Consider the following 26583-nt stretch of genomic DNA (forward strand, 5'->3'; position numbering starts at 1 on the left):
CGAAAAACTGACCCCAGTCCCACTCGCTGATGCTATCGATAAGTTTATTCAGCGACTCGGTCTCACAATCGCTTGGGCTTATGTTGTTCTGGTGCTGGTCATTATGTTGCAGGTTATCCTGCGTAAAGGTTTTGCCAGCGGCTTGATTGCTCTGGAAGAGCTTCAGTGGCATCTGTATTCCATCGGTGTGATGTTTGGTCTCTCTTACGCACAAACGACCAACTCCCATATCCGCGTCGATCTGTTCTACTCTCGATTAAGAGCTAAAACCAAGCGCCTTATCGAAGTTATCAGCATCCCAACAATGGTGCTGCCGTTCATTTTCATTATCTTTTTCCAGAGTCTGGATTTTGTTGCTGAATCCTACCGTGTTAACGAGGGCTCAGAAGCTGAATCTGGTCTGCCATGGCGTTGGCTGATTAAAGGGGTAATCCCCGTAAGCTTTGGCTTGTTGGCCCTTGCTGTGATTTCCCGCTTTATTAGAGATATTACTTTACTGATTAAGGGTGACGACTGATGGATGCGAATGAAGTTCTCGTAATCGCGATGTTCCTGTCGTTCATCGCGCTTCTTTTTACAGGTATTCCGGTAGCCTGGGTTCTAGGTGGCATCGGTATTATCTTTGCTTTTCTGGGTCAGTTTACTGACACCTACATGGATACAATGACAGGTCTGGATTACACCACACTGGGACTGGTGGTGAACCGTCTCTGGACCATCATGGAAAACTGGATTCTGGTGGCTCTCCCCATGTTCATATTTATGGGGATTATGCTGGATAAATCTGGCGTAGCAGAACGCCTGATGAAATCGATGCAAGAGCTGTTTGGTCGCGTTCACGGTGGCCTGGCAATTACAGTTACCGCTATCGGCATCATTCTAGCTGCCTCAACTGGTATTATCGGCGCTTCCGTAGTTCTGCTGGCAGTTATGTCTCTGCCTGCGATGACTAAACAGGGCTACAACATGCCACTGGCACTGGGCACAATCGCTTCTGCCGGTACACTGGGCATCCTGATTCCACCAAGCATCATGCTGGTAATTATGGCAGATCAGCTAGGTCTGTCCGTTGGCGACCTGTTCATGGGTGCAGTATTCCCAGGACTAATGTTGGGCGCATTCTATATCGTCTATATTCTGGTACGTGGTTTTATTAAGCCAACAGATCTCCCTGTACCTGCAGATGCCAAACCAGTAACAGCAGGTATTGTCTTTAATGTACTAAAAGATGTACTTCCAACTGTACTGCTCATCTGCGTCGTACTGGGCTCAATCTTTGCTGGTATTGCCACTCCAACAGAAGCTGCAGGTGTAGGTGCCTTCGGTGCGACAATGTTAGCGATGTACAACCGCAAGTTCAGTTTTAAAGTACTGCACGAGGTTGTTGGCGGGACAATGAATACCACCGCTTACATCTTCGCTATCTTCATCGGTGCAACCTGTTTTGCCCTGGTTCTGCGTGAACTGGGCGGTGATGAAATGATTGAAGAGTTCCTGACGGGGCTTCCTTTCGGCCCGTATGGCATCATCTTCTTTATTCTTGGTGTAATCTTCCTGCTTGGTTTCTTCCTGGACTGGATCGAAATCACGCTGATCATTCTGCCATTGCTGGCACCCGTTATCTCAGCATTGGGGCTGGATATCACTGCACCAGGCATTGATAATCCAGAACTGGTTTGGTTCGTCATGCTTGTCGCCATGGCCTTACAAACCTCGTTCCTCACCCCCCCCGTCGGGTTCGCCCTCTTCTACCTGAAAGGTGTTTGCCCACCGAATGTGAAGATTACAGACATCTACAAAGGTGTTATTCCATTCATCATTCTGCAGCTGGTTGCACTATTGGTACTGGTATTCTGGCCGCAACTGGTTCTTTGGCTGCCGACAGTCGCATATAGCTAAATACGTGATCAGCCTCCTCTGTAGCGGATGCGAACAGAGAGAGGCTGACAAATATAATTAGTTAAACAATGCTTGAGAGTTTAAGTATGTCTAACCACGGTTTTCTTGATGAGCTGATCTCCATTCTAGGAGAAAAAAATGTACTGACTGGTGATAACCAGACAGAACATTACCGCACAGGTTTTCGCTCCGGTCAGGGTTCAGCGTTAGCAGTAGTTTTCCCCACAACTCTGTTAGAGCAGTGGAAGGTGCTAAAAGCATGCGTGAAAGCAGATATGATTGTTATCATGCAGGCAGCCAATACTGGCCTGACAGAAGGTTCCACTCCGAGTGGTGATGATTATGATCGCGATATCATTGTTATCAATACTACCCGAATGAGTAAAATCTACCTGCTTGATGAAGGCAAACAGATTATCAGCTTTCCAGGTTCTACCCTGTTTACGCTGGAAAAGCTGCTTAAACCGATCAACCGTGCTCCGCACTCTGTTATCGGTTCTTCCTGTATTGGTGCATCTATCGTCGGCGGTATCGCTAACAACTCTGGCGGCGCTCTGGTACAACGAGGCCCTGCCTATACAGAACTATCTTTGTTTGCCCAGCTGAATGATGAAGGGGAACTGGAACTGGTAAACCATCTTGGCATCGATCTGGGTGAAACACCTGAGGAGATCCTAACTAATCTGGAAGAGCACAACTTCTCAGATAGTGATGTAAAACCAAGTGATCAGAAAGCGTCAGCAAACGACTATCCAGAGATAGTCCGTGATGTTGATGCTGACTCTCCAGCACGTTACAACGCTGACACCAGCCGCTTGTATGAATCGAGTGGTTGCGCGGGTAAGGTTGGTGTATTCGCCGTACGTCTTGATACCTTCCCTGTTGCTCAGAAAGAGCAGGTTTACTACATAGGCACCAACAGCGCAGATGAATTGACAGAGATTCGTCGTCATATCCTTCAGAACTTTAAGAATCTACCTGAAGTGGCGGAGTACATGCACCGCGACATCTACGATATCGCTGAGAAGTATGGGAAAGACACCTTCATGATGATCAATTACTTCGGTACTGATCCTCTACCTCGCTTGTTTGCGATGAAAGGTCGCATCTCGGCTTATCTTAACAAGATTAGTTTCTTGCCAAAGGATATCCCGGATCGTGCCATGCAAATTATGAGTAAGTTTTGGCCAAATATCCTGCCAAAACGTATGCGTGATTATCGTGAGAGGTACGAACACTATCTTATTTTAAAGATGAGCGATGTGGGTATTACCGAAGCAAATGAATATCTAAAGCGTTTCTTCGCGAATAGCTCACAAGGTGACTACTTTAAATGTGATGCCGATGAAGCAAAAAAAGCGTATCTACATCGCTTTGCAGCGGCAGGTGCAGCTATTCGTTATCAGATTATCCACCAGCATGAAGTAGAAGATATTCTTGCATTGGATATCGCGCTGCGCCGTAACGATCCTGATTGGGTTGAAAAGCTTCCAGAAGAGATCAGCCAGCACATTGTGCATTCGCTTTATTACGGTCACTTTATGTGCCACGTTTTCCATCAGGACTATATTCTGAAGAAAGGCGCTGACGGCAAGAAAGTTAAAAAGATGATGCTGGACCTGCTCAAAGAGAAAGGGGCTAAATACCCAGCTGAGCATAACGTTGGCCATCTTTACGAAGCGGAACAGGGACTACAGGATTTCTACGTAAGCCTTGACCCAACAAATAGCTTTAACCCGGGCATTGGTAAAACACCAAAATCTCGTTGTGGGTGTGGCACACCTCATTAATGAAGCATCACTCACTAAATATTGAGCTAGGTCTATTAAATACTGAGTATTTCTTAGACCTTAAAAGCTAAGTGCTAGAATGATCGCAACACAATACTTTAGTCTTACAGCATTATAGGAAACTGATCATGGCTCTTCCAAATATCAAAACTATTCTTTACGCAACTTCTTTGGGTAAGCATACCCGACCTGTTTTCCGCCAGGCTGTTAAGCAAGCTAGCCTGACAGATGCAAAAATCATCATGCTACACGTTGTAGAGCCTATGGGTGAAATGGGGCACGCCCTCATTCAGAACTACGTCTCTGAAGATCTGATCAAGAAAATGCATGACGAAGGCATCTCTGAGATCCACAAAACCATGCAAGAGCGCATCGAAAAGTTCTGCGCAGAAGAACTACAAAGCCTGGATCAACCTGTAGTATTAAATGTTGAGCACGTAGTCGCTGAAGGAAATCATACTGATTCGATTCTGGAAGCTGCTACATCCTTTGATGCAGATATGATTATTCTGGGTGCAGAAAACCGTTTTGGTCACCATAGTCATACAGGACAGCAGGTAATTCGTAACGCTAAGGTTCCTGTATTGGTAGTACCAACAGGTAAAGAGTACGACTAGAAATTAGTAAGTACGCCCTCCGGTCAAACGAGTTTCGTGTATATCCCTTAATTTGAGGAAACAACCTTAATGGAAACACAAACTCTTTTATTGGAAAGGATTTTCCTGACCGTTTTCCCACTGGTGGCGATCGTCACCGTGGGTTTTTTCTATGCCCGCCGTCACAGCCCAGATATGAATGTGGCGAATCAGATCAATATTGATATATTCGTTCCCGCACTGATCTTCGCTGTCCTATCTGCCGAATCTTTTGATCTGATCAAATACCAATCCCTAGCCATTGGCGCCGCCGTTATTGTGCTAGGTTCTGGCCTACTGCTTTTACCGTTCTGTAAACTTTTAAAGGTTCATCCCAAAACCTTTATCCCCCCCATGATGTTCAGTAACAGCGGTAATCTTGGGATTCCTTTGGTCGTGCTGGCCTTTGGTGAAAATGCGCTGCAAGCTGCTGTAGTACTGTTTCTGGTAGAAAACCTGCTGCACTTCACAGTAGGCATCTACATACTCGATCATAAAACCCGACTGCTTAATCTACTGCGGATGCCCATGATCCTGGCTACTATTCTAGGCCTGGTCTGGAGCGGGTTTGATCTAGCAATTCCTAAAGCCGTGCATACCTTTATTGAGATGCTGGGACAGATAGCAATCCCACTGATGCTGTTTGCTTTGGGGGTACGTATGACCAGTGTGGATTTCTCGAACTGGCGCATCGGCACCTACAGCGCAATCCTTTGCCCTATGAGCGGCATAATCATCGCTGTTATTTGCCAGCAATTCCTGCAACTAGACGAAACACAATTTGCTTATCTGGTTGTATTTGGCGCACTACCGCCGGCAGTTCTGAACTACATGGTGGCAGAACGCTATAACCAGGAACCACATCAGGTTGCCTCTATTGTTCTGCTTGGCAATATAGGAAGTTTACTGTTTATCCCCGTTACATTAGCCTTTGTACTTTAATATTAGGTTTACCACAGGGGCACTGAGGGCACTAAGAAAATACTTTTTCTAAGTAAATTCTACCTTTCTATGGCTAGCACCTCGGTAATCTGAAAACTTACTGTTTAGCCCGGCTACATTAGCTTTTGTTCTCTGTGACCTCTGTGCCTCTGTGGTGAAAAGGCTTTTTAAAATGGTTTTAACGGGAGCCATATCATGCGGATTGGTATCGATCTCGGCGGCACAAAGATTGAGATAATCGCAATTGACGAATCCTCAAATGAGATTTACCGCGAAAGAGTTGCTACACCACAGGACAGCTATCCAAAAACAGTAACTGCATTAGTACAGCTGATCCGTGACTGCGAAGCTAAGTGTAATATCACTGCTACAAGTATCGGCATAGGGATTCCTGGCGCCATATCTCCCGCCAGCGGCTTGATCAAAAACGCCAACTCAACCTGCCTGATAGGACAGAGGCTAGATAAGGATTTGGAAGACCAATTAGACCGCCAAGTTAAACTGGCCAACGACGCCGATTGTTTTGCGCTATCTGAAGCCACTGATGGAAGTGGACAAAACTATAACTCGGTTTTCGGCGTCATTCTGGGAACAGGTGTTGGTGGCGGGATTATTATCAACAAACAGTTACTTCAGGGGCCCAATGCCATCTGCGGTGAATGGGGCCATAATCCACTGCCATGGTTATGCGCTGATGACCTGCCAGGCAGAGACTGTTATTGCGGAAAAGACGATTGCATAGAAACCTTTCTTTCCGGCCCAGGTTTCTCCAAAGCCTATAGCCTGCACAACTCTGTTCAAAGAAATGCTGAAGGGATCTGGACGGCAGCTGATGAAGGTTCGGAACAAGCGGTAAAGTTCTGCAATCTATATATTGAGCAGTTAGCTAAAGCCCTAGCATCAGTAATCAATATACTGGACCCAGAAGTAATTGTGTTGGGTGGTGGACTATCAAATCAGGACAGAATTTATAGCCAAATAGATGCTTACTTAGGCAAATACGTTTTTTCGGATCGGGTAACCACTCCAATTATGAAAGCGACACATGGTGACTCTAGCGGGGTTAGAGGAGCAGCATGGCTGTAAATAAGCTGCATGTGTTATTTAATGTCTTTAAAGTGCCAGCACTTTTTCAAAAACCCACAACAAGATGTCTCACTAACAATAGTTAATCAGGAGGCAGTCTTAAGTCTGCCTCCTGATTAACAAACTTTATTCCTGTTTTTCTTTATCTGGTGTTGGAGAACCCACCATTATTAACTCGCGGTTCTTATTAACTGTCGCCGCTCCAATACCTTTCACTTCGACTAACTGATCAACGGATTGGAAAGGCCCATGCATTTCCCTGTAAGTAACGATAGATTGCGCTTTAGCAGGCCCAACACCTTTTAGGGATTGGGCTAACTGTTCCGCAGAAGCGGTGTTGATATCAACACTGGTCGCAAAGACAGGGAAAGAGAAGAAGCAGGCAAACGCTAACAGTAGCGCTCTTAATGAACGGAGTTTCATAGTAAATTCCTTTTACTTGTTTTAATGCTTGGCATCATCCATGTGCCAAGCTTATTTATAACCTGCTCTTGTGGTTAAAGCAATGGAGCTTAATTACCAAAGCTAGAGCAAAGGCGCCAGATCAGCATCGATTCGCGCCAGCGAGTCAATCGGTGATTCAGCTTTTGTAATAGGTCGACCAATCACTAGATAATCACTACCGGCCTTAATCGCATCTACTGGGGTCATTATGCGTTTCTGGTCACCCACTTCCGCATCCGCTGGACGAATTCCCGGTGTTACCAGTTTAAAATCTGCGCCAATCACTTCACGTAGAGGTTTTACTTCCTGGGCAGAACAAACTACGCCATCAAGGCCACTCTGTTCTGTCAGTTTTGCCAGACGCTTTACCTGTTCCAGTGGATCGATATCCAAGCCCAGATCAGCCAAATCAGAACGCTCCATACTCGTAAGTACCGTCACCCCGATCAGCAGTGTATTTGCACCATTAACCTGTTCCAGTTCATTTCTCGCGGCTTCCATCATACGACGCCCACCTGAAGCATGAACATTTACCATCCACACGCCCATTTCAGCAGCAGCTCGGACTGCTTTCGCTGTCGTATTTGGAATATCGTGAAATTTCAGATCCAGAAAAACATCAAATCCTGATGCGTGCAGAGACTCAACAATAGTTGGCCCACAACGAGTAAAAAGCTCTTTACCCACTTTCACCCTGCACTTAGCTGGATCAAGCTGCTGAGCCATTGCCAACGCTTGTTCTTTATCAGGGTAATCAAGAGCGACTACAACTCGTTTCTTATCTACAGACATATATGTTCCTAAAAATTCTATTATTCGCCTTCAAGCCCTTGAATTGGCTTTGTAGTTCCCCAGCTTTTGCATGAAGGGCACTGCCACGACAAAGTACGACCTGAGAAGCCACAACTGTTACAGCGGTACACAGGCTTGGATAACTCCAACTGCCCGGTCAGACCACGCAGCACCTTTAAGCTATCCTTTGCAGTTTCCGAGCCGTATTCTATATGAAGATCGATCAAGCTATTAAAACCTTTTACAGAAGGGCGCCTTTTCAACTCTTCCGTAATAAAACTACCTGCAGCATAAACACCACGCTCTCCCTTTACTTCATCCGCCAGCGCAATCATGACTGATGTGGAGGGTGATTGGGCCAGGCTAGTCCGGAGGTATTCAATGTAATCTTTCTGTGAACCCGCCTGCTGAAAACACTGTTTTAAGGGCTGAACGGTTTCAGATACAAACAATCTGTCCTGTTTACTAACAGACTTTAGATGTTTGATCGCTGACTTCCATTGCTCGTTCTCCATGGCGATACGAGCTTGAAGCAAACTAATACGCACATTACCCGCTTCAAATTGGAGTGCTTTTTTCAGGTAGTTCCCAGCTTTCTTATTCTGGCGAGCAGAGATCGCAAGCTCAGCCAACTCACAGCAATAATGAGCCAATTCTGTGGCTATATTGCGCCGAGCTTCCTGGCCTAACTGCTCAGCCACATCGAGGGCATTTTGCCACTCACCCTCTTTTTCATAGAGTTTAATAAGCAGAAGCTGTGCTTTCTCCTTCACTCCCTTCGATGGAGATTTAATAATCTCCTGCAGTAAATTTTCAGCTCGATCCAACAAACCAACAGCGTAATAGTCGCGCGCCAGGGCCATCTGGATACGCATGAAATCACTTCGATTTAGATCAGGGCGGGCAAGAAGGTTTTGATGTATCTGAATTGCTCTGTCTACATCGCCTTTACGTCGGAACAGTTTGGCTAGAGAGAGATGCGCAGGGATAGTGTCTGAATTTATTTCCAAAGCACGGATGAAGCTTTCAATGGCTTCATCCATTTTCTCATTAAGGAGATAATCCAGACCTGTGAAATATTCTTTGCTCAGACTGGGTGATGGCCGGGATTTGACTGCTGTAGCCTGCCTTCGACCTAACCACCATCCAATCCCAACGGCAATAAAAAGGGGGACGATCAGTAGATAGTTATCAGTATTAAACGGCATCTTTGAGGGTAGATACTCTCAATTGATCAATCTCTTTCTGCGTTGTATTAATCTTACGGCGTGCCGATCCCAAACGAGTACGTAACATCAGAATAGTCAACGTACTTAACAACACACCCAGAAAACCACCCAGAACAAAAGTTGCAATCAACCACAGCGATAAGCTGGCTTCTGGTAGCTGTACAAATACTAGATCAATGGTTACTTTGTCGGTGTTATGAATAGTAAACATGATGCCCACCATCATCACCGCTAAACACAACAAACCCACGATCAATGTTTTTACAAAGCGCACCTTTAAAACCTCAAATCTTAATTATTAATTGAGTCATTCACCTGTTCTCTCAACTCCTTCCCAGGCTTGAAGTGAGGAACATATTTAGCATCCAAAGAAACGGATTCGCCCGTTTTAGGATTTCGCCCTGTGCGGGGCGCACGGTAGTGCAGCGAAAAGCTGCCAAAACCACGAATCTCAATACGGTTGCCCTGAGATAAAGATTCCGTCATGTGATCCAGCATGGTCTTAACTGACAGTTCAATATCCTTAACTGACAGTTGATCATGACGATCAACCAGTAATTCAATCAGTTCGGATTTAGTCATAACAAACTCCCTTGATCCCTAACTGCCGACAGTGATTATTTCGAGTCACCTTTCTGCATTTGCGCTTTAATCAGATCACCAATAGTTGTAGGACCTGAAATCACATTTTCAGACTGCTGACTGATCTGATCCATAGCCTGTTTCTGCTGTTCAACCTCAAGCTGTTTGATTGACAGCGAAATAACCCGGTTACGACGATCAATATTGCTGATGACAGCCTCTATCTCATCACCCTCTTTAAAGTGATCCGACAGGCTATCAATTCTTTCTCTGGAAGCATCTCCGATTCGCAAGCTCGCTTCCACGCCCTCTGCTAGAGATACGCTGAGTGCTTTATCGGTTACCGCGGAAACAGAACCCTTAACGATTGCACCTTTACCATTATCTGACGTGTAACTGGTAAACGGATCAGAATCCAGCTGCTTAATACCCAGAGCAATACGTTCTCTCTCAGAATCGATAGAAAGAACAACTGTGCTTACTTCATCGCCCTTCTTATACTCTTTTACAGCATTTTCACCGGTATCATCCCAGGAAATATCAGATAGGTGAACCAGACCATCGATACCACCTTCCAGGCCGACAAACACACCAAAATCAGTAATCGAACGGATTTTGCCTGTAAGCTTATCGCCTTTTTTATGCTGACTGGAAAACTCCTGCCATGGGTTAGGCTTACACTGCTTCATGCCGAGAGATATTCGACGACGCTCCTGGTCAATATCCAACAACATCACTTCAATCTCATCACCCACCTGTACCATCTTAGATGGATGTACATTTTTATTGGTCCAATCCATTTCAGAGACATGGATCAAACCTTCAATGCCGTTTTCAATCTCAGCGAAACAGCCGTAATCGGTCAGATTGGTTACCTTAGCCGTAGCTTTTGCACCCACTGCATAGTTGGAGATCAACTGTGTCCAAGGATCATCGGTCAGTTGCTTCAGACCAAGAGACACTCGATTTTTCTCTTTATCAAAGCGCAGAACCTGTACATCAAGCTCCTGCCCGACACTTAATGATTCACTTGGATGCTTAACACGCTTCCAGGCGATATCAGTAATATGAAGCAGGCCATCGATGCCGCCCAGATCAATGAAGGCACCGTAGTCGGTGATATTTTTAACAACGCCTTTAACAACCAGACCTTCTTTGAGGCTGGCAAGCAGTTTCTCGCGCTCTTCACTGTATGCTGCTTCCAATACTGCACGTCGCGAAACCACAATATTGTTACGTTTGGCATCCAGCTTAACTAATTTGAATTCTAGCTCCTGCGTTTCCAGATGACTGGTATCACGCAAAGGGCGGACATCTACCAGTGACCCTGGCAGGAAGGCATTTATAGAATTGACGTTGACTGTAAAACCGCCACGGACCTTACCTGTAATATGACCTTTAACTATTTGATCAGCTTCATAAGCTGATTCCAGTTCAGTCCAGGCTTCCGCACGCTTAGCTTTTTCACGGGAAAGTTGAGTTGTGCCATAACCATCTTCAACCGCTTCCAAGGCGACTTTAACTTCGTCACCTTCGGCAATGGTTAGCTCACCCTTCTCATCCAGAAACTGACTAACTGGGATAACACCTTCAGATTTAAGACCTGCATTAACAATAACAAAGTCATTATCAATGGCGATCACCGTACCTGTAACAATGGCACCGGGTGCCATTTCCAGCTCTTGAAGACTCTCTTCAAACAGTTCCGAAAAGCTTTCGCTCATATCAGTTTCATCCCGCTTTCAGTCAGTAGAGGGTATCAACGAAGCCCTTTGTGCCTCGCCTCATCCATTACAGCGGCTAGGACCTCTTCAATAGACATTTTAGTCGTATCAAGAATTACTGCATCCGCCGCGGGCTTAAGAGGAGCAACAGAGCGGTTCATATCACGATCATCACGCGCTTGAATATCCTCTAATATAGCCTGAAGACTAGCACCCAGTCCCTTGTTTATCAACTGGTTATAACGCCGTACCGCGCGCTCTTCAGCGCTCGCATCCAGATAAATTTTCAAGGCTGCAGCAGGGAAAACCACCGTTCCCATATCTCGCCCATCAGCAATGAGCCCCGGCATTTCAGCAAATGCTCGCTGACGCTCCAGCAGTGCATCACGCACTGAAGGGATAGCCGCAACAATGGATGCATCTTTACCAACAGCTTCAGTACGGATCGCGTCAGTGACCTCTTCACCTTCCAGAATGATCTGAACGGTATCATCTTCACGGGCAACAAACTGCACATCAAGATGCGCAGCCAGCACAACCAAGGCATCTTCATCATCGAGATCAACACCATGATGACGCGCTGCCAAACCAACCAAACGATAAAGGGCGCCGCTATCCAGCAGCTCCCAATCTAACTCTCGCGCCAACAACTGGCAGATAGTTCCTTTACCTGACCCACTTGGGCCATCAACGGTAATTACGGGCACCTGTCCGGTAGACATCAGCCCTCCTCCTTCTCAACCTTAATGCCAGCTGTTTGAGCCAGTTCCACAAATCCGGGGAAAGATGTTGCTACATTCGCACACTCATTGATCGTAATAGTGTCAGTAGCGCGCAAAGACGCAACACAGAAAGACATCGCAATACGGTGATCATCATGGCTTTCAATCACGCCACCACCCATTGGACCGCCTTTAATGATCGCGCCATCCGGAGTGCCTTCAATATCTACGCCCAGAGTTTTCAAACCATCAACCATGGCCTGGATACGATCACTCTCTTTTACACGCAGCTCTTCCGCACCTGAAACCACCGTGGTTCCTTCAGCGCATGCCGCAGCAACAAACAGCGCAGGGAACTCATCGATAGCCAGCGGTACCTGATCTTCAGGAATATGAATACCTTTAAGAGGCGCGTATCGAATATGGATATCAGCAACAGGCTCACCACCGACTTCACGCTCGTTCAGAAGCTCAAGATCAGCACCCATCAGACGTAAAATATTGATAATGCCGATACGCGTAGGATTGATACCCACATGCTCAAGTGTCAGATCCGACCCTGGAGCAATTGCAGCAGCAACCATAAAGAACGTTGCCGAGGAGATATCTGCGGGCACATCGATACGGGAAGCATGCAGTTGGCCCCCAGCACTTACAGCCGCAGTTGAACCATTCTGTTTAACCGGATAACCAAACCCAGTCAGCATACGCTCAGTATGGTCACGGGTTGGAGCAGGTTCTGTTACCGATGTTTCGCCATCTGCATAAAGACCTGCCAACAACAGGCAGGATTTAACTTGAGCACTGGCCATAGGCATATCGTAATGGATGCCAGAAAGCGCCTGACCACCCTTAATTTTCAGTGGTGGACGACCATTCTCAGCCGTTTCAATCTCAGCTCCCATTAGACGCAATGGATCAGCTACACGCCCCATGGGACGCTTAGTCAGGGAAGCATCACCAGTCAGCTCTGTATCAAAAGCTTGAGCTGCCAGCAGGCCTGACAGTAGACGCATTGAAGTTCCGGAGTTACCGACATACAGTGGACCCGGCGGCTCTTTCAATCCGTTCAAACCCACACCATAAATGGTCACTTCGCCATCATTTGGACCTTCAATAACAACACCCATATCACGGAAGGACTGCAGCGTTGCCAGACTATCCTCACCTTCAAGGAAGCCAGTTACCTCAGTCACACCATCAGCTAGTGAACCCAGCATAATAGATCTGTGGGAGATTGATTTATCACCTGGAACTCGGATTTTTCCACTCACGCTGCCACCAGGCTGGGCACGGAAGGTTACTTGTTTATCGCTCATATCTTGTGAATATGCTGTACCAGAAAGAATTCTTGAAAAATGTTCTCTTGCAGCGCGTGCCCGGGTAAATGTTCCCAGCATCGTTTCGCTATCACTGCATTCAATTGCCGTTCTAAGATTCGCTAAACCTGTCGTAAACCGATCAAGCTGAGTCAAAAGCGCATCTTTATTTGCCAGACAGATATCGTGCCACATGGTCGGATCGCTACCTGCAATCCGGGTGAAGTCTCGGAAACCTCCCGCTGCATAACGGAAAATATCTGTATTGTTATCTTGTTCCTGAGCCAGAGTATCAACCAGAGAAAAAGCCAGCATATGCGGTAGATGACTGGTGGCAGCTAAAACCTCATCATGCTTATCAATCTCCATCACCAGCACCTCAGCACCAGTTGATTGCCACATTGAGGTCAAGATTGTAACTGCTGCAGATGAAGATTCTGCTAAAGGGGTCAGAATAACTTTATGCTGTTCAAATAGCGTTTCGTCCGCCGCAGCCACACCACTCTTTTCTGAACCAGCAATAGGGTGCCCCGGCACAAACCCAGTAGGAATAGTTCCAAAAACACGATGCGCAGCTGCGACCACATTGGCCTTGGTACTACCCACATCTGTTATCAGTGTTTCTTCCGATATAAATGGCGCTATATCGGTCAACACGTTTTCCATTGCCTTAACCGGTACAGCCAGAATGATCAGGTCAGCAATTGATACTGCATCCGGCAAGCTGGTAGCGGCACTATCGATCACACCCGACTCCACTCCCAGCTGAGTTTCGTCAGAGTCCCGATCAAACCCTATTATTTGGCCAAACTGCCGGTTATGTCGTAGCACCTTCGCTAACGATCCACCGATCAGCCCTAAACCTATGATGAGTGTTGTATTTATTTTATAACTCAACGTTTCTCTACCACTTTCGCCAATACAGCCAGGCAACGCTCATTTTCTGGCTGTGTACCGATACTGATACGCAGATGATTTGGCATCGCGTAATTAGCCAGTGGACGGACAATCACGCCCTGCTCCAGCATCGCCTGATATATTGGCATCGCATCTACAGCCATATCGACTGTAATAAAGTTCCCAACGGATGGGATATACTCCAAGCCTAATTGGCTTAACTGCTCTTCAAATAACGCTAATCCCGCTCTGTTCACTTGCACAGTTTTTTCCAGATGAACTTCATCATCTAAAGCAGTTTCTGCCCCTAGCAACGCAAGATTATTGACGTTGAACGGCTGGCGAACGCGGCTTAACACATTAGCTATCTGTTGATTGGATACCGAATAGCCTACCCGTAAACCCGCCAGGCCATAGGCTTTGGAGAATGTACGAGTTACAACCAGATTCGGGTATTGATCCAATAACTGCAGACCATTAGGAAACTCAGACGAAGCAACATATTCAGTATAAGCCTCATCCAGAACCACAATGATTTGCTCAGGCACTTGATCCAAGAATGCCTGCAACTGCTCACGCTCAATCCAAGTCCCTGTGGGGTTGTTTGGATTAGCGATAAAAATAATTCTTGTACGATCTGTAATTGACGCAAGCATCTTATCCAGATCATGCCCCCAAGCTTTAGAAGGCGTTACAACAGCTTTAGCACCGCAGGCTTGAGTGACTATCGAATACACAACAAAAGCATATTCCGAGTAGATAACTTCATCACCTGAACGTAGATAGGCCCGCGCAATCAGCTCAAGTACATCATTCGAACCATTGCCAAGCGTGATCTGCTCCGCGGCTAAACCGAACTTTTCAGAAAGTGCTTGCTTTAAACGGTAGCCGCCACTATCGGGATATAGTGAAAGCCCCGCAAGCTGCTGTTGTAAAACCTCAGTTACCTTTGGTGAAGGCCCCAATGGGTTTTCATTACTGGCAAGCTTTACAACATCAGTCAGCCCGAGTTCTCTCTCCAGCTCATCAGCAGGCTTGCCCGGAAGATACGGATGCAGATCTTGCACACCTGGTGTTGCTAGAGAGATATAATCACAGCTCATAGGTCTTCCACTCGGTTTTCTACTTAGAGTACAGCGCGAGGATATGAGCCCAACACTTTAAGTTCAACACTGCCTTTTGCTAATTCAGACAATGCTTGTTGCACCAACTCATCTTCGCAATGCCCTTCAAAGTCGATATAAAACAATGAGTTCTTTGAAGACGAGCGAGTTTCAACTCGCGTCAGACTCAGCTGATAACGCTGGAACGGTTCTAATTGCTGGTATAAAGCACCTGGTGTATTCGGCACCGAGATCAGAATTGAAGTTTTATCATCTCCGCTCGGCCCTACATCCTGGTCGCCAATAATAAGGAAACGTGTAGAGTTATCCGCCTGATCTTCAACATTCTTAATAACCGCATCAAGATCATACAAGTCAGCGGCCATGTCACCTGCAATCGCAGCACAACCATTGCCTTCCTGAGCAGCAATACGAGCAGCTTCAGCATTTGAGCTAACCGCTACTTTCTCTACCTTCGGATAACGGGCATCTAGCCAATCGCGACTCTGGGCCAATGATTGCTGATGAGAGTAGATTCGCTTGATCCCATCAAGATCATCTCCCTTGTTCAGGAGCAGATGTAGATGAACAGGGACCTCTACTTCGCCACAGATTTTCAGATCATATTGTTTGAACAGATCCAAAGTGTGACTAACAACACCCTCTGAAGAGTTTTCAATTGGTACTACGCCATAGTGTGCAGCACCAGATTGAACTTCACGAAAGACATCTTTTAGAGACTGCATCGGCAAATTACGCGCAGAATGTCCAAAATGTTTCATAGAAGCCTGCTGAGTAAAAGTTCCCTCAGGTCCTAGAAAAGCGACACGCATAGGCTCTTCAAGCGCCAGGCATACAGACATTACTTCGCGGAATAGACGTGCCACCTCTTTATCAGGTAGCGGCCCTTCATTACGTTCCATAACGGCACGTAATACCTGAGCTTCACGTTCAGGGCGATAAAATACTGCAGAGGTTTCACCCTGATATTTCTGCTTAACTTCAGCCACATTCTGCGCACAGGTTGCACGGCGATTAAGCAACTCATGAATCTGGCGATCAATACTGTCTATCTGATCACGTAGAACGCGTAGTTCTTTTTCCTGTTCACTCATACTCTTCTACTTATCCTGTGATGGCATTAAGCGTGCTGCTTCTCAAACTGCTGCATAAAGTCGATCAATGCATCGACCGCTGCTTCTGGTACTGCGTTGTAGATACTTGCACGCATCCCACCCACTGAACGATGCCCTTTCAGATTCAATAAACCAGCTTCTTCTGCCTGTTCTAAGAAGAGTTTATCCAGCGCATCATCAGCCAGCGTAAACGGCACATTCATCCAAGAGCGGTTTGCCACCGCCATCGGGTTAGCATAGAAATCACTGGTATCGATCGCGGAGTATAGTTTGTCCGCCTTACGCTGATTAATCTCTGCCATCGCCTTAACACCACCTTGATCCTTCAGCCACTTAAATACGAGGCCCGCCAGATACCAACCAAATGTTGGTGGTGTATTACTCATTGAATCCGCATCAGCGTGGACTTTATAGTCGAACATGGTAGGCGCACCAGCGACCACGTTACCCAGCAGATCTGCACGTACAATAACTACTGTAAGCCCTGCTGGACCAATATTCTTCTGAGCACCAGCGTAGATCAAACCAAACTGATCCACATCCAGAGGACGAGAAAGAATGGTTGAAGACAGATCTGCTACCAGCGGCACATCCCCCGACTGAGGAACATAGTCAAATTCCAAACCACCGATGGTTTCGTTAGGTGTATAGTGCAGATAAGCGGCATCTGCATTTAGCTGCAGAGCATCTTGAGTCGGAACAGCCGTAAAACCATTCTCTTCGCTACTGCCAACAACATTAACATCACAGAAACGAGAAGCTTCTTTGATCGCTTTTTTCGACCAGATACCCGTATTGATGTAGTCCGCACTGTTTTTACCACGTAGGAGATTCATCGGAATCATTGAAAACTGTGTTGTGGCTCCACCCTGAAGGAACAGCACCTTGTAGTCACTACTGATACCCATCAGGTCACGCAGATCCTGTTCAGCCGTTTCAGCAACAGAAACAAACTCTTTACTGCGGTGGCTCATTTCCATGATGGAAAGACCTTTACCATGCCAGTCGAGAAGTTCTTCCTGAGCCTGTAGCAATACCTCGTCTGGTAAGCCTGCAGGACCTGCGCTGAAATTGTACTTACGTGTCATCTACTTAATTCACTCTAACAATATAAAAAAGTGCGGCACTTAAGCGCCGCACTGTCTTGGTAGAAATTACTCTTCTACAGGAGGCTGGCTGTCAGCTTCAGCAGTTTGCTCATCTGCTTCACCCTCAACCACTTCCCCTTCCGGCACATCTTCTTCGTCCGGTTCCTCGATCCGTGCCACACTGACCAGACGCTCATCATCACCCACACGGATCAGAGTTACACCTTGTGTGTTTCGGCCCAGTTCAGAAATACCATCACAACCGGTACGAACCAATGTGCCTTGGTCACTGATCAGCATGACGTCATCGCCGTCAAATACCTGCACAGCACCCGCTAACTGACCATTACGATCGGAACACTGCTGGGCAATGACACCCTGACCACCACGGCCTTTAACCGGGAAGTCATTAACATCAGTTTTCTTACCGTACCCGTTTTCAGAAGCGGTCAGGATCTTACCACCCTCTTTAGGGATGATAAGCGAGATAACCTTAATACCCTCATCCATCTTCACGCCGCGTACACCACGTGCTGTACGGCCCATTGGACGAACATCATCTTCGCTGAAGCGCATAGACTTACCTGCGCTGGTCATCAGCATCACGTCATCATTACCATCAGTGATAGAGGCACCGATCAGATGATCATCATCCAGTAGATCAAGTGCTATCAGACCACTGGAACGTGGACGAGAGAAATTAGTCAGAGATGTTTTCTTAACTGTACCGGATGCAGTCGCCATGAAGATAAACTTATCTTCTTCATACTCACCTACCGGTAGAATCGTACTTACGCGTTCACCTTCATCCAGCGGAAGGATATTCACGATTGGGCGTCCACGAGCAGTACGGCTAGCTACAGGGATTTCGAATACACGTAACCAGTAAACTTTGCCCCTATCGGTAAAGCAGAGAATCGTGTCGTGAGTATTGGCAATTAGCAGATGCTCGATGAAATCTTCATCTTTAATTGCCGCTGCAGATTTACCTTTACCACCTCGACGCTGAGACTGGTAGTCAGTCAGCGGCTGAGTTTTGGCATAACCACCGTGAGAGATGGTTACTACCATATCTTCTTCGGTGATCAGGTCGGCAACTGTGAGATCTTTACGTGACGCTGTGATCTCGGTACGGCGCTCATCGCCGTACTCTTCCAGAATAGCTTCCAGCTCTTCACGAATAACTTCCATTAGTCGCTCGTGAGAACCCAGAATCTTCAGCAGTTCCGCGATACGTTCAAGAAGCTCTTTGTATTCAGCAATCAGCTTCTCATGTTCCAAACCAGTCAGGCGGTGCAGACGTAGTTCGAGAATTGCCTGCGCCTGCGCTGGGGACAGATGATAAGCACCATCTCGCAGACCATACTGCTCTTCCAGATCTTCTGGACGGCAAGCATCTTCACCCGCACGTTCCAGCATCTGAATAACATCACCCGGAGCCCATGCGGCTTCAATCAGTTTTTCTTTCGCTTCTGCAGGTGTCGGAGACTTCTTGATCAGCTCAATAACCGGATCAATATTTGCCAGCGCTACTGCCAGACCCTCAAGGATGTGGCCACGCTCACGCGCTTTACGCAGCAGGTAAACCGTACGACGAGTTACCACTTCACGGCGGTGACGGATAAAGCACTCAAGTGCAGTTTTAAGATCCAGGATGCGTGGCTGGCCATCTACCAGTGCCACCATATTGATACCGAACACAGACTCCATCTGTGTTTGAGCATAGAGGTTATTAATCACAACATCAGGCATTTCGCCACGGCGCAGTTCAATAACAATACGCATACCGTCCTTATCGGACTCATCGCGCAGCTCAGTAATCCCTTCGATCTTTTTATCTTTTACCAGCTCAGCGATCTTCTCGATGAGACGAGCTTTGTTCAACTGGTATGGGATCTCAGTGATGATCAGTGACGGCTTACCGTTCTTCTCATCCTCTTCGACATGGTATTTAGCACGCACGTAGATGCGACCACGACCAGTACGGTAAGCCTGCAGAATGCCTGCACGACCGTTGATAATACCGCCCGTTGGGAAGTCAGGACCTGGAATAAATTCCATCAGGTCATCCACGCTGAGATCTGCATTCTCAATCAGCGCAATACAACCACGAACGACTTCTGAGATATTGTGCGGCGGGATATTTGTCGCCATACCCACAGCAATACCGGAAGAACCATTCACCAGTAAGTTAGGTACACGGGTAGGCAAAACTTCCGGGATTTTCTCGGTGCCGTCGTAGTTATCTACAAAATCGACGGTCTCTTTTTCCAGATCTGCCAGCAGCTCATGGGAAATTTTATCCATGCGAATTTCGGTGTAACGCATAGCTGCAGCGGAATCACCGTCGATGGAACCGAAGTTACCCTGCCCATCCACCAGTGTGTAACGCATGGAGAAATCCTGCGCCATACGCACAATAGTGTCATACACAGCGCTATCGCCATGAGGGTGGTATTTACCGATTACATCGCCCACAACACGGGCAGATTTTTTATAAGCTTTATTCCAATCGTTGCCCAGTTCATTCATCGCGAACAAAACACGACGGTGTACTGGTTTCAGGCCGTCTCGCGCATCTGGCAAGGCTCGACCGACGATTACGCTCATTGCGTAATCAAGGTATGACTGCTTCAGTTCATCTTCGATGTTAACTGGCAGAATTTCTCTGGCTAGATCACCCATTCCCTATCCTTGAATAACTCTCGAACGGAAGGTTTCCGCGGATATTTTTAACCGCCGGAGTATATCACAATTCCCAGGATTGAATCCTGAAAAATTAAGGGTTTATCCATTTATTAAAGAGATCACCTCTACCTCTATTTTTAAACGGGTTGTGAATGCTAGAATGCTGCTAAAATTTTGACTTCAAAAACGCCATGTCACATTCAGAAAACAGCGCTAACAACAGCTCCCAGCAGAACATCGATCCAGAAGAGATTGCTAAGTTTGAAGAACTTGCCAGTAAATGGTGGGACCGTAATAGCGAATTCAAACCTCTCCATGATATCAATCCGCTCCGGGTAGGATTTATCGATCGCATTGCGCGACTGGCTGAAAAGAAAGTACTGGATGTTGGATGCGGCGGCGGTATTCTTTCCGAGTCTATGGCGCAACGCGGCGCTGAGGTTATGGGCATTGACATGGGGGCCGCACCACTTAAAGTTGCCAAACTGCACGGATTGGAAAGCGGCGTTAATGTCAGCTACAAACAGATCACAGTGGAAGAATTAGCTGCAGAACAGCCTGAATCATTTGATGTAGTCACCTGCATGGAGATGCTGGAGCACGTACCTGATCCATCATCAATCGTGCAATCCTGCGCCAAACTCTGCAAACCCGGCGGCACAGTTTTCTTCTCCACCTTGAACCGCAACCCGAAAAGCTACCTGTTTGCTATTTTGGGCGCAGAGAAAGTACTGAAACTTGTTCCTGATGGCACTCACGATTTTAAAAAGTTTATTCGCCCATCAGAGCTTGGCGGTTGGATACGCCAAAGCGGGCTTAGCAGTACTGAGATGTGCGGCATGACCTACAACCCTCTCACAAAGACATACAGCCTGACGCCTAATGATGTTGACGTGAACTATATGATCGCTACAGAGAAACCTGCTTAACCACATGAAACAACAACCAGACTCCGTTTTATTCGATCTGGACGGCACACTGATTGATACAGCTCCGGATTTTCATTGGGTGATCAACCAACTTCTTATTGAGGAAGATCGAGAGACCGTCAGCTATGAGTTTCTGCGCAGGTACGTTTCCAACGGCGCCCGCGCAATGGTTGAAGCAGCGTTTGGTTTTTCTGAGGGTGAAACCGAATTTACTCGCCTTCATCAGCGCATGCTAGAAATCTATCTGACCCACCTGGATGTGGACAGCAAGCTTTTTCCTGGACTAAACAACTGCTTAAACTGGCTTGAAGAATTGCAAATCCCCTGGGGAGTAGTTACCAACAAACCAGAGCTGTATACCACTCCAGTCATGACCGGACTTCATCTAATCGAAAAGGCAAGCAGCGTAATCTGCCCAGACCATGTAACTGAACGCAAACCGCACCCGGAATCACTTTTTCTTGCTTGCCAACAAATTGGCTGCAACGCAGAAAATAGCATCTATGTAGGCGATCACATCCGGGACATCGAAGCAGGCAACCGGGCAGGCATGACCACAATCGCAGCAACGTACGGATATCTGCATCAGGACGAAGACCCGAGCACATGGCAAGCAGATCACTACATATCAGCTGCCACAGAGCTTAAGCCCCTGCTACAATCTTTATACGATATTTAAAAAGCGCTATTTATAAGCCTCAGGAAAAGAGCAACCATGTTTGAATACCAAGCACCAGAAAACATTCTTCAGGACCGAATCATCCTGGTTACCGGTGCCGGTGACGGTATCGGCCGAGTAGCTGCCAAAACATTCGCAGCCCACGGGGCCACCGTAATCTTGCTGGGCCGCACCCTGGAAAAGCTCGAGAATGTTTATGATGAAATCGAAGCTGCAGGCCATCCACAACCAGCACTGGTTCCGCTCAATCTGGAAAGCGCCCAAGAACACGATTACATTGAGCTAACCAACACTCTGGAGCAGGAGTTTGGCAGACTGGACGGCATCTTACATAACGCAGGTATTTTAGGCGTTCGTACTCCAATAGAATCCTACGACCCGGTAATTTGGCAACAGGTCATGCAAGTTAACCTCAATGCGCCATTTATGCTGACACAAACATTGATGCCGTTACTGGAAAGATCAGACAATGCTTCAATTATCTTTACCAGCTCAGGCGTAGGCCGAACAGGCAAAGCATATTGGGGAGCTTACGCAGCATCTAAATTTGCCACCGAAGGGCTGATGCAGACTCTGGCAGACGAACTGGAAAATGTGACCAATATTCGTGCAAACTGCATAAACCCTGGCGCAACAAGAACCAAAATGCGTGAAGCAGCTTATATGGCCGAAAACCCAGCCACCGTCACACCGGCTGAAGATATTATGCCCCTCTACCTCTATTTGATGAGCAAAGACAGTCTTGAGGTAAACGGACAATCACTGAACGCCCAGTAAAACTTGACCGAAATTCAGACAATAAAAAAGCAGCCTAGGCTGCTTTTTTATTGCTCAAGATCCATGAGATACAGGCATCAACTCCCTTCCTGACGGCGAGCCTTCTGTTTTTTATAACGGCGCTGCAGAACCTGCTTTTCTGCGATAGACATTTTCGGTGCCGATTTTGGCTTCAACTCCAGCATTTTAGACAGAGAGTTAACCTCTTTTACTGTCATTTCCTTCCAAGTGCCGGACTTAACATCACTCGGTAAGAAGACTGGCCCAAATCGAACTCGCTTCAAGCGATTTACTTGAACTTCTTGGGACTCCCACAAGCGACGCACCTCACGGTTACGACCTTCCATCACAACACAATGGAACCACTTATTTGCACCTTCCCCATCGAAGAACTGCACATCAGTGAATCGAGCCATTCCATCTTCAAGCAACACACCATCTTTCAAGCGCTGCAACATTGCGTCATCTACATTACCCAACACACGCACAGCATACTCTCTATCAATCTGCGCTGAGGGATGCATTAATGCATTAGCCAACTCACCATCTGTCGTAAACAACAACAGTCCTGAGGTATTTATATCCAGACGACCAATCGCGATCCACCGACCCTCCTTCAAAGGAGGAAGATGCCTAAATACCGTCGGCCGCCCTTCAGGATCGTGACGAGTACAGATCTCACCAACCGGTTTATTGTAGATAAGCACTCTGCGCTGTGCCTGCTTATCAAATATCAACGGTACATTTTTACCATCGACAGCAACCGAATCCTTTTCGGAAATTCGATCACCCAGAGTAGCCAGCTCACCATTAACATGAACCCGCCCCTCTTTTATCCAACGCTCCATCTCACGACGTGAGCCGACTCCGGAGCGCGCCAAAACTTTATGTAACTTTTCATCAGACATTGGACGCACCTCAAGGGGGTTTTAATCACACAAACAAAAAAGCCCTTTCAGGGTTAGTGAAAGGGCTTATCAAATCACCGGGGGATTTTAAATCAGACAGTCGTCTTTAGTAAATCCTTTATCGAAGTAAGCCTGGAATGCCAGAGGCGTTCGACCACGACCAGACCACTCATGCACATTACCTTCATCATCAGTAATTCGATATTTAGGCGATACTTTTTTCTTAGGAGCAGCAGTTTCACCCACCAGCGCCATCAGATCATTAATATCCACGCCGGCATCTTTCATGCTTTGACGGATAGCTTCAATCTTCGCTGTTTTCTCTTGCTCCGCCGCAGCTAAAGCCTCTTCCTCAGCACGTCTATCCTCGGCAATCACAGTCAAATCAGAAATTACTTTCTCCAATTCGGAGACACTCAAATCCTGACACTGCTTACGAAGAGAGTTTTTACGCGTAAGAATTTTCAGAAAATCAGACATTATTAATCACCTTGTTAAATAAAAGCATAACGCATTATATTTATAGCCAACTTTTTTTAAACAATAAACTTTTAAATAAATCTATTATATAAAATCCGAAGTATCTCCTGCACCCTGCCTAATAACCTCAGGAACATCTTCCACAAGATTAATTACACTGGTTGCCTCCATACCACAATAACCACCATCAATTACCAGATCCACTTGATGCTGTAGCATTTCACGCATTTCATAAGGATCCATCAACGGCATATCTTCTCCCGGCATAATTAATGAAGTGCTCATTATTGGTTCACCGAGTGTCTCAGTTAATGCCAGCGCTATAGGGTTCTCAGGCACCCTTATCCCGATCGTCCTTCTTTTTGGGTGTAATAACCTGCGAGGAACTTCAGAAGTTGCATTTAAAATAAACGTATAAGCGCCTGGGGTATGAGCTTTCAAAAGGCGATAAACAGTATTATCAACCTTTGCATATGTACTTATCTCACTCAAATCACGACAAACAAGTGTAAAGTTATGCTTATCATCAAGCTGCCGAATACGTTTAATTTTCTCTACAGCAGCTTTATCACCTAAGTGACAACCCAAAGCATAGGCACAATCAGTCGGATAGATAACCACACCGCCCTTATTAATTATTTCTACCGCTTGATTTATTAGTCGCTGCTGAGGGTTTTCCGGATGAATTTGAAAAAACTGGCTCACGCCCACCTACCCAATTAAGATTTTTTATAAATTTTAGTGCAAACCTGCTGACAAAGAAATCGTCTAATTAAGTAACCGACTTAAAATATGGTTTTCTTCAGATTTTAATGGGGGATATTTACCTATATCAGTCCAACCCTGCCCTGGAGAATGGAAATCGCTGCCTGCGGATATCAACAAGCCATTATCTTTCGCAATTCTGATTAAATGAAATTGATGATCAGGAGTTACACCTGGATAAGAGATCTCAATCCCTTCACCACCAACTGCCACAAAATCAGCAATAGCCTCTCTAATTTTAGTAAATGTCATTTTATATTTTGTAGGATGTGCCAGCACGGCAATACCCGATGCAGACCTAATAACTGAAACCGCCTCTTCCAGAGATGGCCATTCCATTTTCACATCGCCTTTTTTGCCAACCCCTAAATATTTCTTAAAAGCTTGCTGCTCATTAGATACAACTTTCCGAGCCACCATAGCCCGCGCAAAATGAGGCCTACCGATACTTCCACCGCCTGACTGAGCAGCCGCATCCTCCAACAGGTCAGGCAACCCCATTTTTATTAGTTGGGCTGCAATTTTTTCTGCTCTGCTTTTTCGCAGCTCAGACAAACGAGCAAAGTACTGCCGCAACTCCGCTGCTTCCGAATCAAACCCCAAACCGACGATATGTAAAATCCGTCTATTCCAGGCGCATGTAAACTCAGCCCCGCTAATAAAATGCAGATCAGATCGAAGTTCTTGTAACTTATAGACACCCTCAATCGTGTCATGATCAGTTAACGCCAGAACCTCAAGCCCACGGGCTTCAGCTCGTTGCACCAAATCTTCTGGAGAAAGGCTACCATCGGACATAGTCGAGTGGCAGTGCAGATCGTATCGTGGTAAATCCATACTCATTCAATTGTTTATATAAAGTTCTGGCAGATTTATACTCTACCTTTATTCAACTTATTCTCATTAATTATGAAACTGCTACTCGATTTTTTACCGATTGTTATCTTTTTTATTGTCTATAAGACAACAGACGACATTATTCTCGCTACAGCCATCCTGATTCCAGCCACACTTTTACAGATGCTCTACACCTGGATAAAGACACACACTATCGAGAAGATGCAGCTCGTTACACTAGTGTTAGTGGTTCTGCTCGGCGGTGCTACTGTACTGTTTCAGGACAAGACCTTTATCCAGTGGAAACCCACCGTCGTAAATTGGCTTTTCGGCATCGCTTTCCTAGGCAGCCAGTTTATAGGTGAAAAAACCATTGTTGAACGCATTATGGGCAGTAATATTTCCCTGCCTAAACCCGCTTGGAAAACACTAAATTTAGCCTGGGTAGTTTTTTTCCTACTCATGGGAGTTATTAACCTATTTGTAGCCTACTCCTTTAGCGAAGAGGTATGGGTCAACTTTAAACTCTTTGGCATGCTAGGCCTGACCCTGATCTTTATTATTGCCCAAGGCATCTATTTATCTCGACATATACAAGAAACCGATAATAACGACCAGAAGAACGAGGAAGCTTAAGTGTACTACGCCATTATTTCTGAAGATATTGAAAACAGCCTTGAAAAACGTCTTGCAGCAAGGCCTGAACACCTTGCTCGCCTACAAGAACTCAACGAACAAGGCCGCCTACTAATTGCAGGACCTCATCCTGCAATAGATAGTGAAGACCCTGGTTCAGCCGGTTTCACGGGAAGTCTTGTCGTAGCAGAGTTCCCTTCATTAGAAGAAGCGCAAAACTGGGCTGATCAAGATCCTTATATAGAAGCTGGGGTTTATGCAAAAGTAACGGTAAAACCTTATAAAAAAGTTTTACCTTAATTAACTGAAGTACCTAGTGTTCATTAATTCCTAATCACTAGACACATATAAGATAACACTTATATACTTATTTAAGTTAAATAAAAGCAGTACCAAATAGGCTTTTTTGCCCTTGTTTAACTAAGGTTAAGCTTAGAAGAGTTGTAATAACGAAATTATTACTTATTATTCCAATACAGAACCCCAATCGTATTAA

Annotated in this window: 27 protein-coding genes; 11 read left to right on the plus strand and 16 right to left on the minus strand. The window is 46.1% G+C overall.

The features are described from left to right. From GY843_RS00520 to GY843_RS00545, 6 genes are all read left to right on the plus strand, one after another. Window positions 1-517: TRAP transporter small permease subunit (locus tag GY843_RS00520; protein WP_297305761.1), on the plus strand; the 517-nt coding region annotated here is incomplete at its 5' end. Continuing rightward, window positions 517-1899 carry a TRAP transporter large permease subunit gene (locus GY843_RS00525; RefSeq protein ID WP_297305762.1) on the plus strand — a complete coding sequence of 461 codons (1383 nt, stop codon included), beginning with the start codon at window positions 517-519 and terminating at the stop codon, window positions 1897-1899. The genes GY843_RS00520 and GY843_RS00525, both read left to right, overlap by 1 nt. 86 nt (window positions 1900-1985) lie before the next feature. After that, window positions 1986-3689 (plus strand): D-lactate dehydrogenase, encoded by a 1704-nt coding sequence (gene dld, locus GY843_RS00530; RefSeq protein ID WP_297305763.1) that lies wholly within the window; start codon window positions 1986-1988, stop codon window positions 3687-3689. A 128-nt stretch (window positions 3690-3817) separates the two neighbouring features. Continuing rightward, window positions 3818-4306, plus strand: coding sequence for a universal stress protein (locus tag GY843_RS00535; RefSeq protein WP_297305764.1), 489 nt, complete (start codon window positions 3818-3820; stop codon window positions 4304-4306). Between the two features lie 69 nt (window positions 4307-4375). Beyond that, window positions 4376-5266, plus strand: coding sequence for an AEC family transporter (locus tag GY843_RS00540; protein ID WP_297305765.1), 891 nt, complete (start codon window positions 4376-4378; stop codon window positions 5264-5266). Between the two features lie 195 nt (window positions 5267-5461). Next, window positions 5462-6352: an ROK family protein gene (locus tag GY843_RS00545; protein ID WP_297305766.1), complete on the plus strand. Its 891-nt coding sequence runs from the start codon at window positions 5462-5464 to the stop codon at window positions 6350-6352. 126 nt (window positions 6353-6478) lie between these two features. On the opposite strand, the gene GY843_RS00550 is transcribed toward GY843_RS00545, so the two are convergent. The 12 genes from GY843_RS00550 to gyrA all read right to left on the minus strand — a co-directional run bounded on the left by GY843_RS00550 (window position 6479) and on the right by gyrA (window position 20073). Next, window positions 6479-6775, minus strand: coding sequence for a helix-hairpin-helix domain-containing protein (locus tag GY843_RS00550; protein WP_297305767.1), 297 nt, complete (start codon window positions 6773-6775; stop codon window positions 6479-6481). Between the two features lie 102 nt (window positions 6776-6877). Further along, on the minus strand, window positions 6878-7588 hold the full coding sequence (gene pyrF / locus GY843_RS00555) for an orotidine-5'-phosphate decarboxylase (RefSeq protein ID WP_297305768.1): 711 nt from the start codon (window positions 7586-7588) through the stop codon (window positions 6878-6880). Window positions 7589-7608: 20 nt separating this feature from the next. Next, entirely contained in the window at window positions 7609-8796 is a 1188-nt protein-coding gene (gene lapB, locus GY843_RS00560; RefSeq protein WP_297305769.1) for a lipopolysaccharide assembly protein LapB, read from the minus strand. Continuing rightward, on the minus strand, window positions 8786-9091 hold the full coding sequence (locus GY843_RS00565) for a lipopolysaccharide assembly LapA domain-containing protein (RefSeq protein ID WP_297305770.1): 306 nt from the start codon (window positions 9089-9091) through the stop codon (window positions 8786-8788). Before GY843_RS00565 ends, lapB begins: the two co-directional genes overlap by 11 nt. A 17-nt stretch (window positions 9092-9108) precedes the next feature. Then, window positions 9109-9399 (minus strand): integration host factor subunit beta, encoded by a 291-nt coding sequence (locus tag GY843_RS00570; RefSeq protein WP_297305771.1) that lies wholly within the window; start codon window positions 9397-9399, stop codon window positions 9109-9111. Between the two features lie 35 nt (window positions 9400-9434). Further along, window positions 9435-11123, minus strand: coding sequence for a 30S ribosomal protein S1 (gene rpsA / locus GY843_RS00575; protein ID WP_297305772.1), 1689 nt, complete (start codon window positions 11121-11123; stop codon window positions 9435-9437). A 35-nt stretch (window positions 11124-11158) separates the two neighbouring features. Then, on the minus strand, window positions 11159-11845 hold the full coding sequence (gene cmk, locus GY843_RS00580) for a (d)CMP kinase (RefSeq protein ID WP_297305773.1): 687 nt from the start codon (window positions 11843-11845) through the stop codon (window positions 11159-11161). Further along, window positions 11845-14061 carry a bifunctional prephenate dehydrogenase/3-phosphoshikimate 1-carboxyvinyltransferase gene (locus tag GY843_RS00585; RefSeq protein ID WP_297305774.1) on the minus strand — a complete coding sequence of 739 codons (2217 nt, stop codon included), beginning with the start codon at window positions 14059-14061 and terminating at the stop codon, window positions 11845-11847. The genes cmk and GY843_RS00585 overlap by 1 nt, the downstream gene beginning before the upstream one ends. Further along, entirely contained in the window at window positions 14058-15164 is a 1107-nt protein-coding gene (gene hisC, locus GY843_RS00590) for a histidinol-phosphate transaminase (protein WP_297305775.1), read from the minus strand. Before hisC ends, GY843_RS00585 begins: the two co-directional genes overlap by 4 nt. Window positions 15165-15187: 23 nt before the next feature. Then, window positions 15188-16279, minus strand: a complete 1092-nt coding sequence (gene pheA / locus GY843_RS00595) for a prephenate dehydratase (RefSeq protein ID WP_297305776.1) — start codon at window positions 16277-16279, stop codon at window positions 15188-15190. 26 nt (window positions 16280-16305) lie between these two features. Then, window positions 16306-17388: a 3-phosphoserine/phosphohydroxythreonine transaminase gene (gene serC, locus GY843_RS00600; protein WP_297305777.1), complete on the minus strand. Its 1083-nt coding sequence runs from the start codon at window positions 17386-17388 to the stop codon at window positions 16306-16308. Between the two features lie 66 nt (window positions 17389-17454). Further along, on the minus strand, window positions 17455-20073 hold the full coding sequence (gyrA, locus tag GY843_RS00605; RefSeq protein ID WP_297305778.1) for a DNA gyrase subunit A: 2619 nt from the start codon (window positions 20071-20073) through the stop codon (window positions 17455-17457). 194 nt (window positions 20074-20267) lie between these two features. On the opposite strand from gyrA, the gene ubiG reads away from it, so the two are divergent. From ubiG to GY843_RS00620, 3 genes are read left to right on the plus strand one after another with little or no spacing between them, the layout of a single operon-like run. Further along, window positions 20268-21005 (plus strand): bifunctional 2-polyprenyl-6-hydroxyphenol methylase/3-demethylubiquinol 3-O-methyltransferase UbiG, encoded by a 738-nt coding sequence (gene ubiG, locus GY843_RS00610; protein WP_297305779.1) that lies wholly within the window; start codon window positions 20268-20270, stop codon window positions 21003-21005. Between the two features lie 4 nt (window positions 21006-21009). Beyond that, window positions 21010-21684, plus strand: a complete 675-nt coding sequence (locus GY843_RS00615; RefSeq protein ID WP_297305780.1) for an HAD-IA family hydrolase — start codon at window positions 21010-21012, stop codon at window positions 21682-21684. A gap of 36 nt (window positions 21685-21720) precedes the next feature. Beyond that, window positions 21721-22461, plus strand: a complete 741-nt coding sequence (locus GY843_RS00620) for a YciK family oxidoreductase (RefSeq protein WP_297305781.1) — start codon at window positions 21721-21723, stop codon at window positions 22459-22461. Window positions 22462-22538: 77 nt separating this feature from the next. Here GY843_RS00620 and rluB read toward each other — a convergent pair whose 3' ends face one another. The 4 genes from rluB to GY843_RS00640 all read right to left on the minus strand — a co-directional run bounded on the left by rluB (window position 22539) and on the right by GY843_RS00640 (window position 25451). After that, window positions 22539-23369 (minus strand): 23S rRNA pseudouridine(2605) synthase RluB, encoded by an 831-nt coding sequence (rluB, locus tag GY843_RS00625; protein WP_297305782.1) that lies wholly within the window; start codon window positions 23367-23369, stop codon window positions 22539-22541. An 87-nt stretch (window positions 23370-23456) separates the two neighbouring features. Then, the gene (locus GY843_RS00630) at window positions 23457-23849 is read right to left on the minus strand and encodes an H-NS histone family protein (RefSeq protein WP_297305783.1); all 393 of its coding nucleotides are present in this window, start codon (window positions 23847-23849) and stop codon (window positions 23457-23459) included. 84 nt (window positions 23850-23933) lie between these two features. Beyond that, window positions 23934-24554: an L-threonylcarbamoyladenylate synthase gene (locus tag GY843_RS00635; RefSeq protein ID WP_297305784.1), complete on the minus strand. Its 621-nt coding sequence runs from the start codon at window positions 24552-24554 to the stop codon at window positions 23934-23936. A 63-nt stretch (window positions 24555-24617) separates the two neighbouring features. After that, window positions 24618-25451 (minus strand): PHP domain-containing protein, encoded by an 834-nt coding sequence (locus GY843_RS00640; RefSeq protein ID WP_297305785.1) that lies wholly within the window; start codon window positions 25449-25451, stop codon window positions 24618-24620. Between the two features lie 72 nt (window positions 25452-25523). On the opposite strand from GY843_RS00640, the gene GY843_RS00645 reads away from it, so the two are divergent. After that, window positions 25524-26087, plus strand: coding sequence for a septation protein A (locus GY843_RS00645; protein ID WP_297305786.1), 564 nt, complete (start codon window positions 25524-25526; stop codon window positions 26085-26087). Continuing rightward, window positions 26088-26387 carry a YciI family protein gene (locus GY843_RS00650; RefSeq protein ID WP_297305787.1) on the plus strand — a complete coding sequence of 100 codons (300 nt, stop codon included), beginning with the start codon at window positions 26088-26090 and terminating at the stop codon, window positions 26385-26387. It abuts the gene before it with no gap. The last annotated feature ends 196 nt before the right edge of the window (window positions 26388-26583 follow it).

Source organism: Neptuniibacter sp., assembly GCF_024231755.1.
GTDB lineage: Bacteria > Pseudomonadota > Gammaproteobacteria > Pseudomonadales > Balneatricaceae > Neptuniibacter.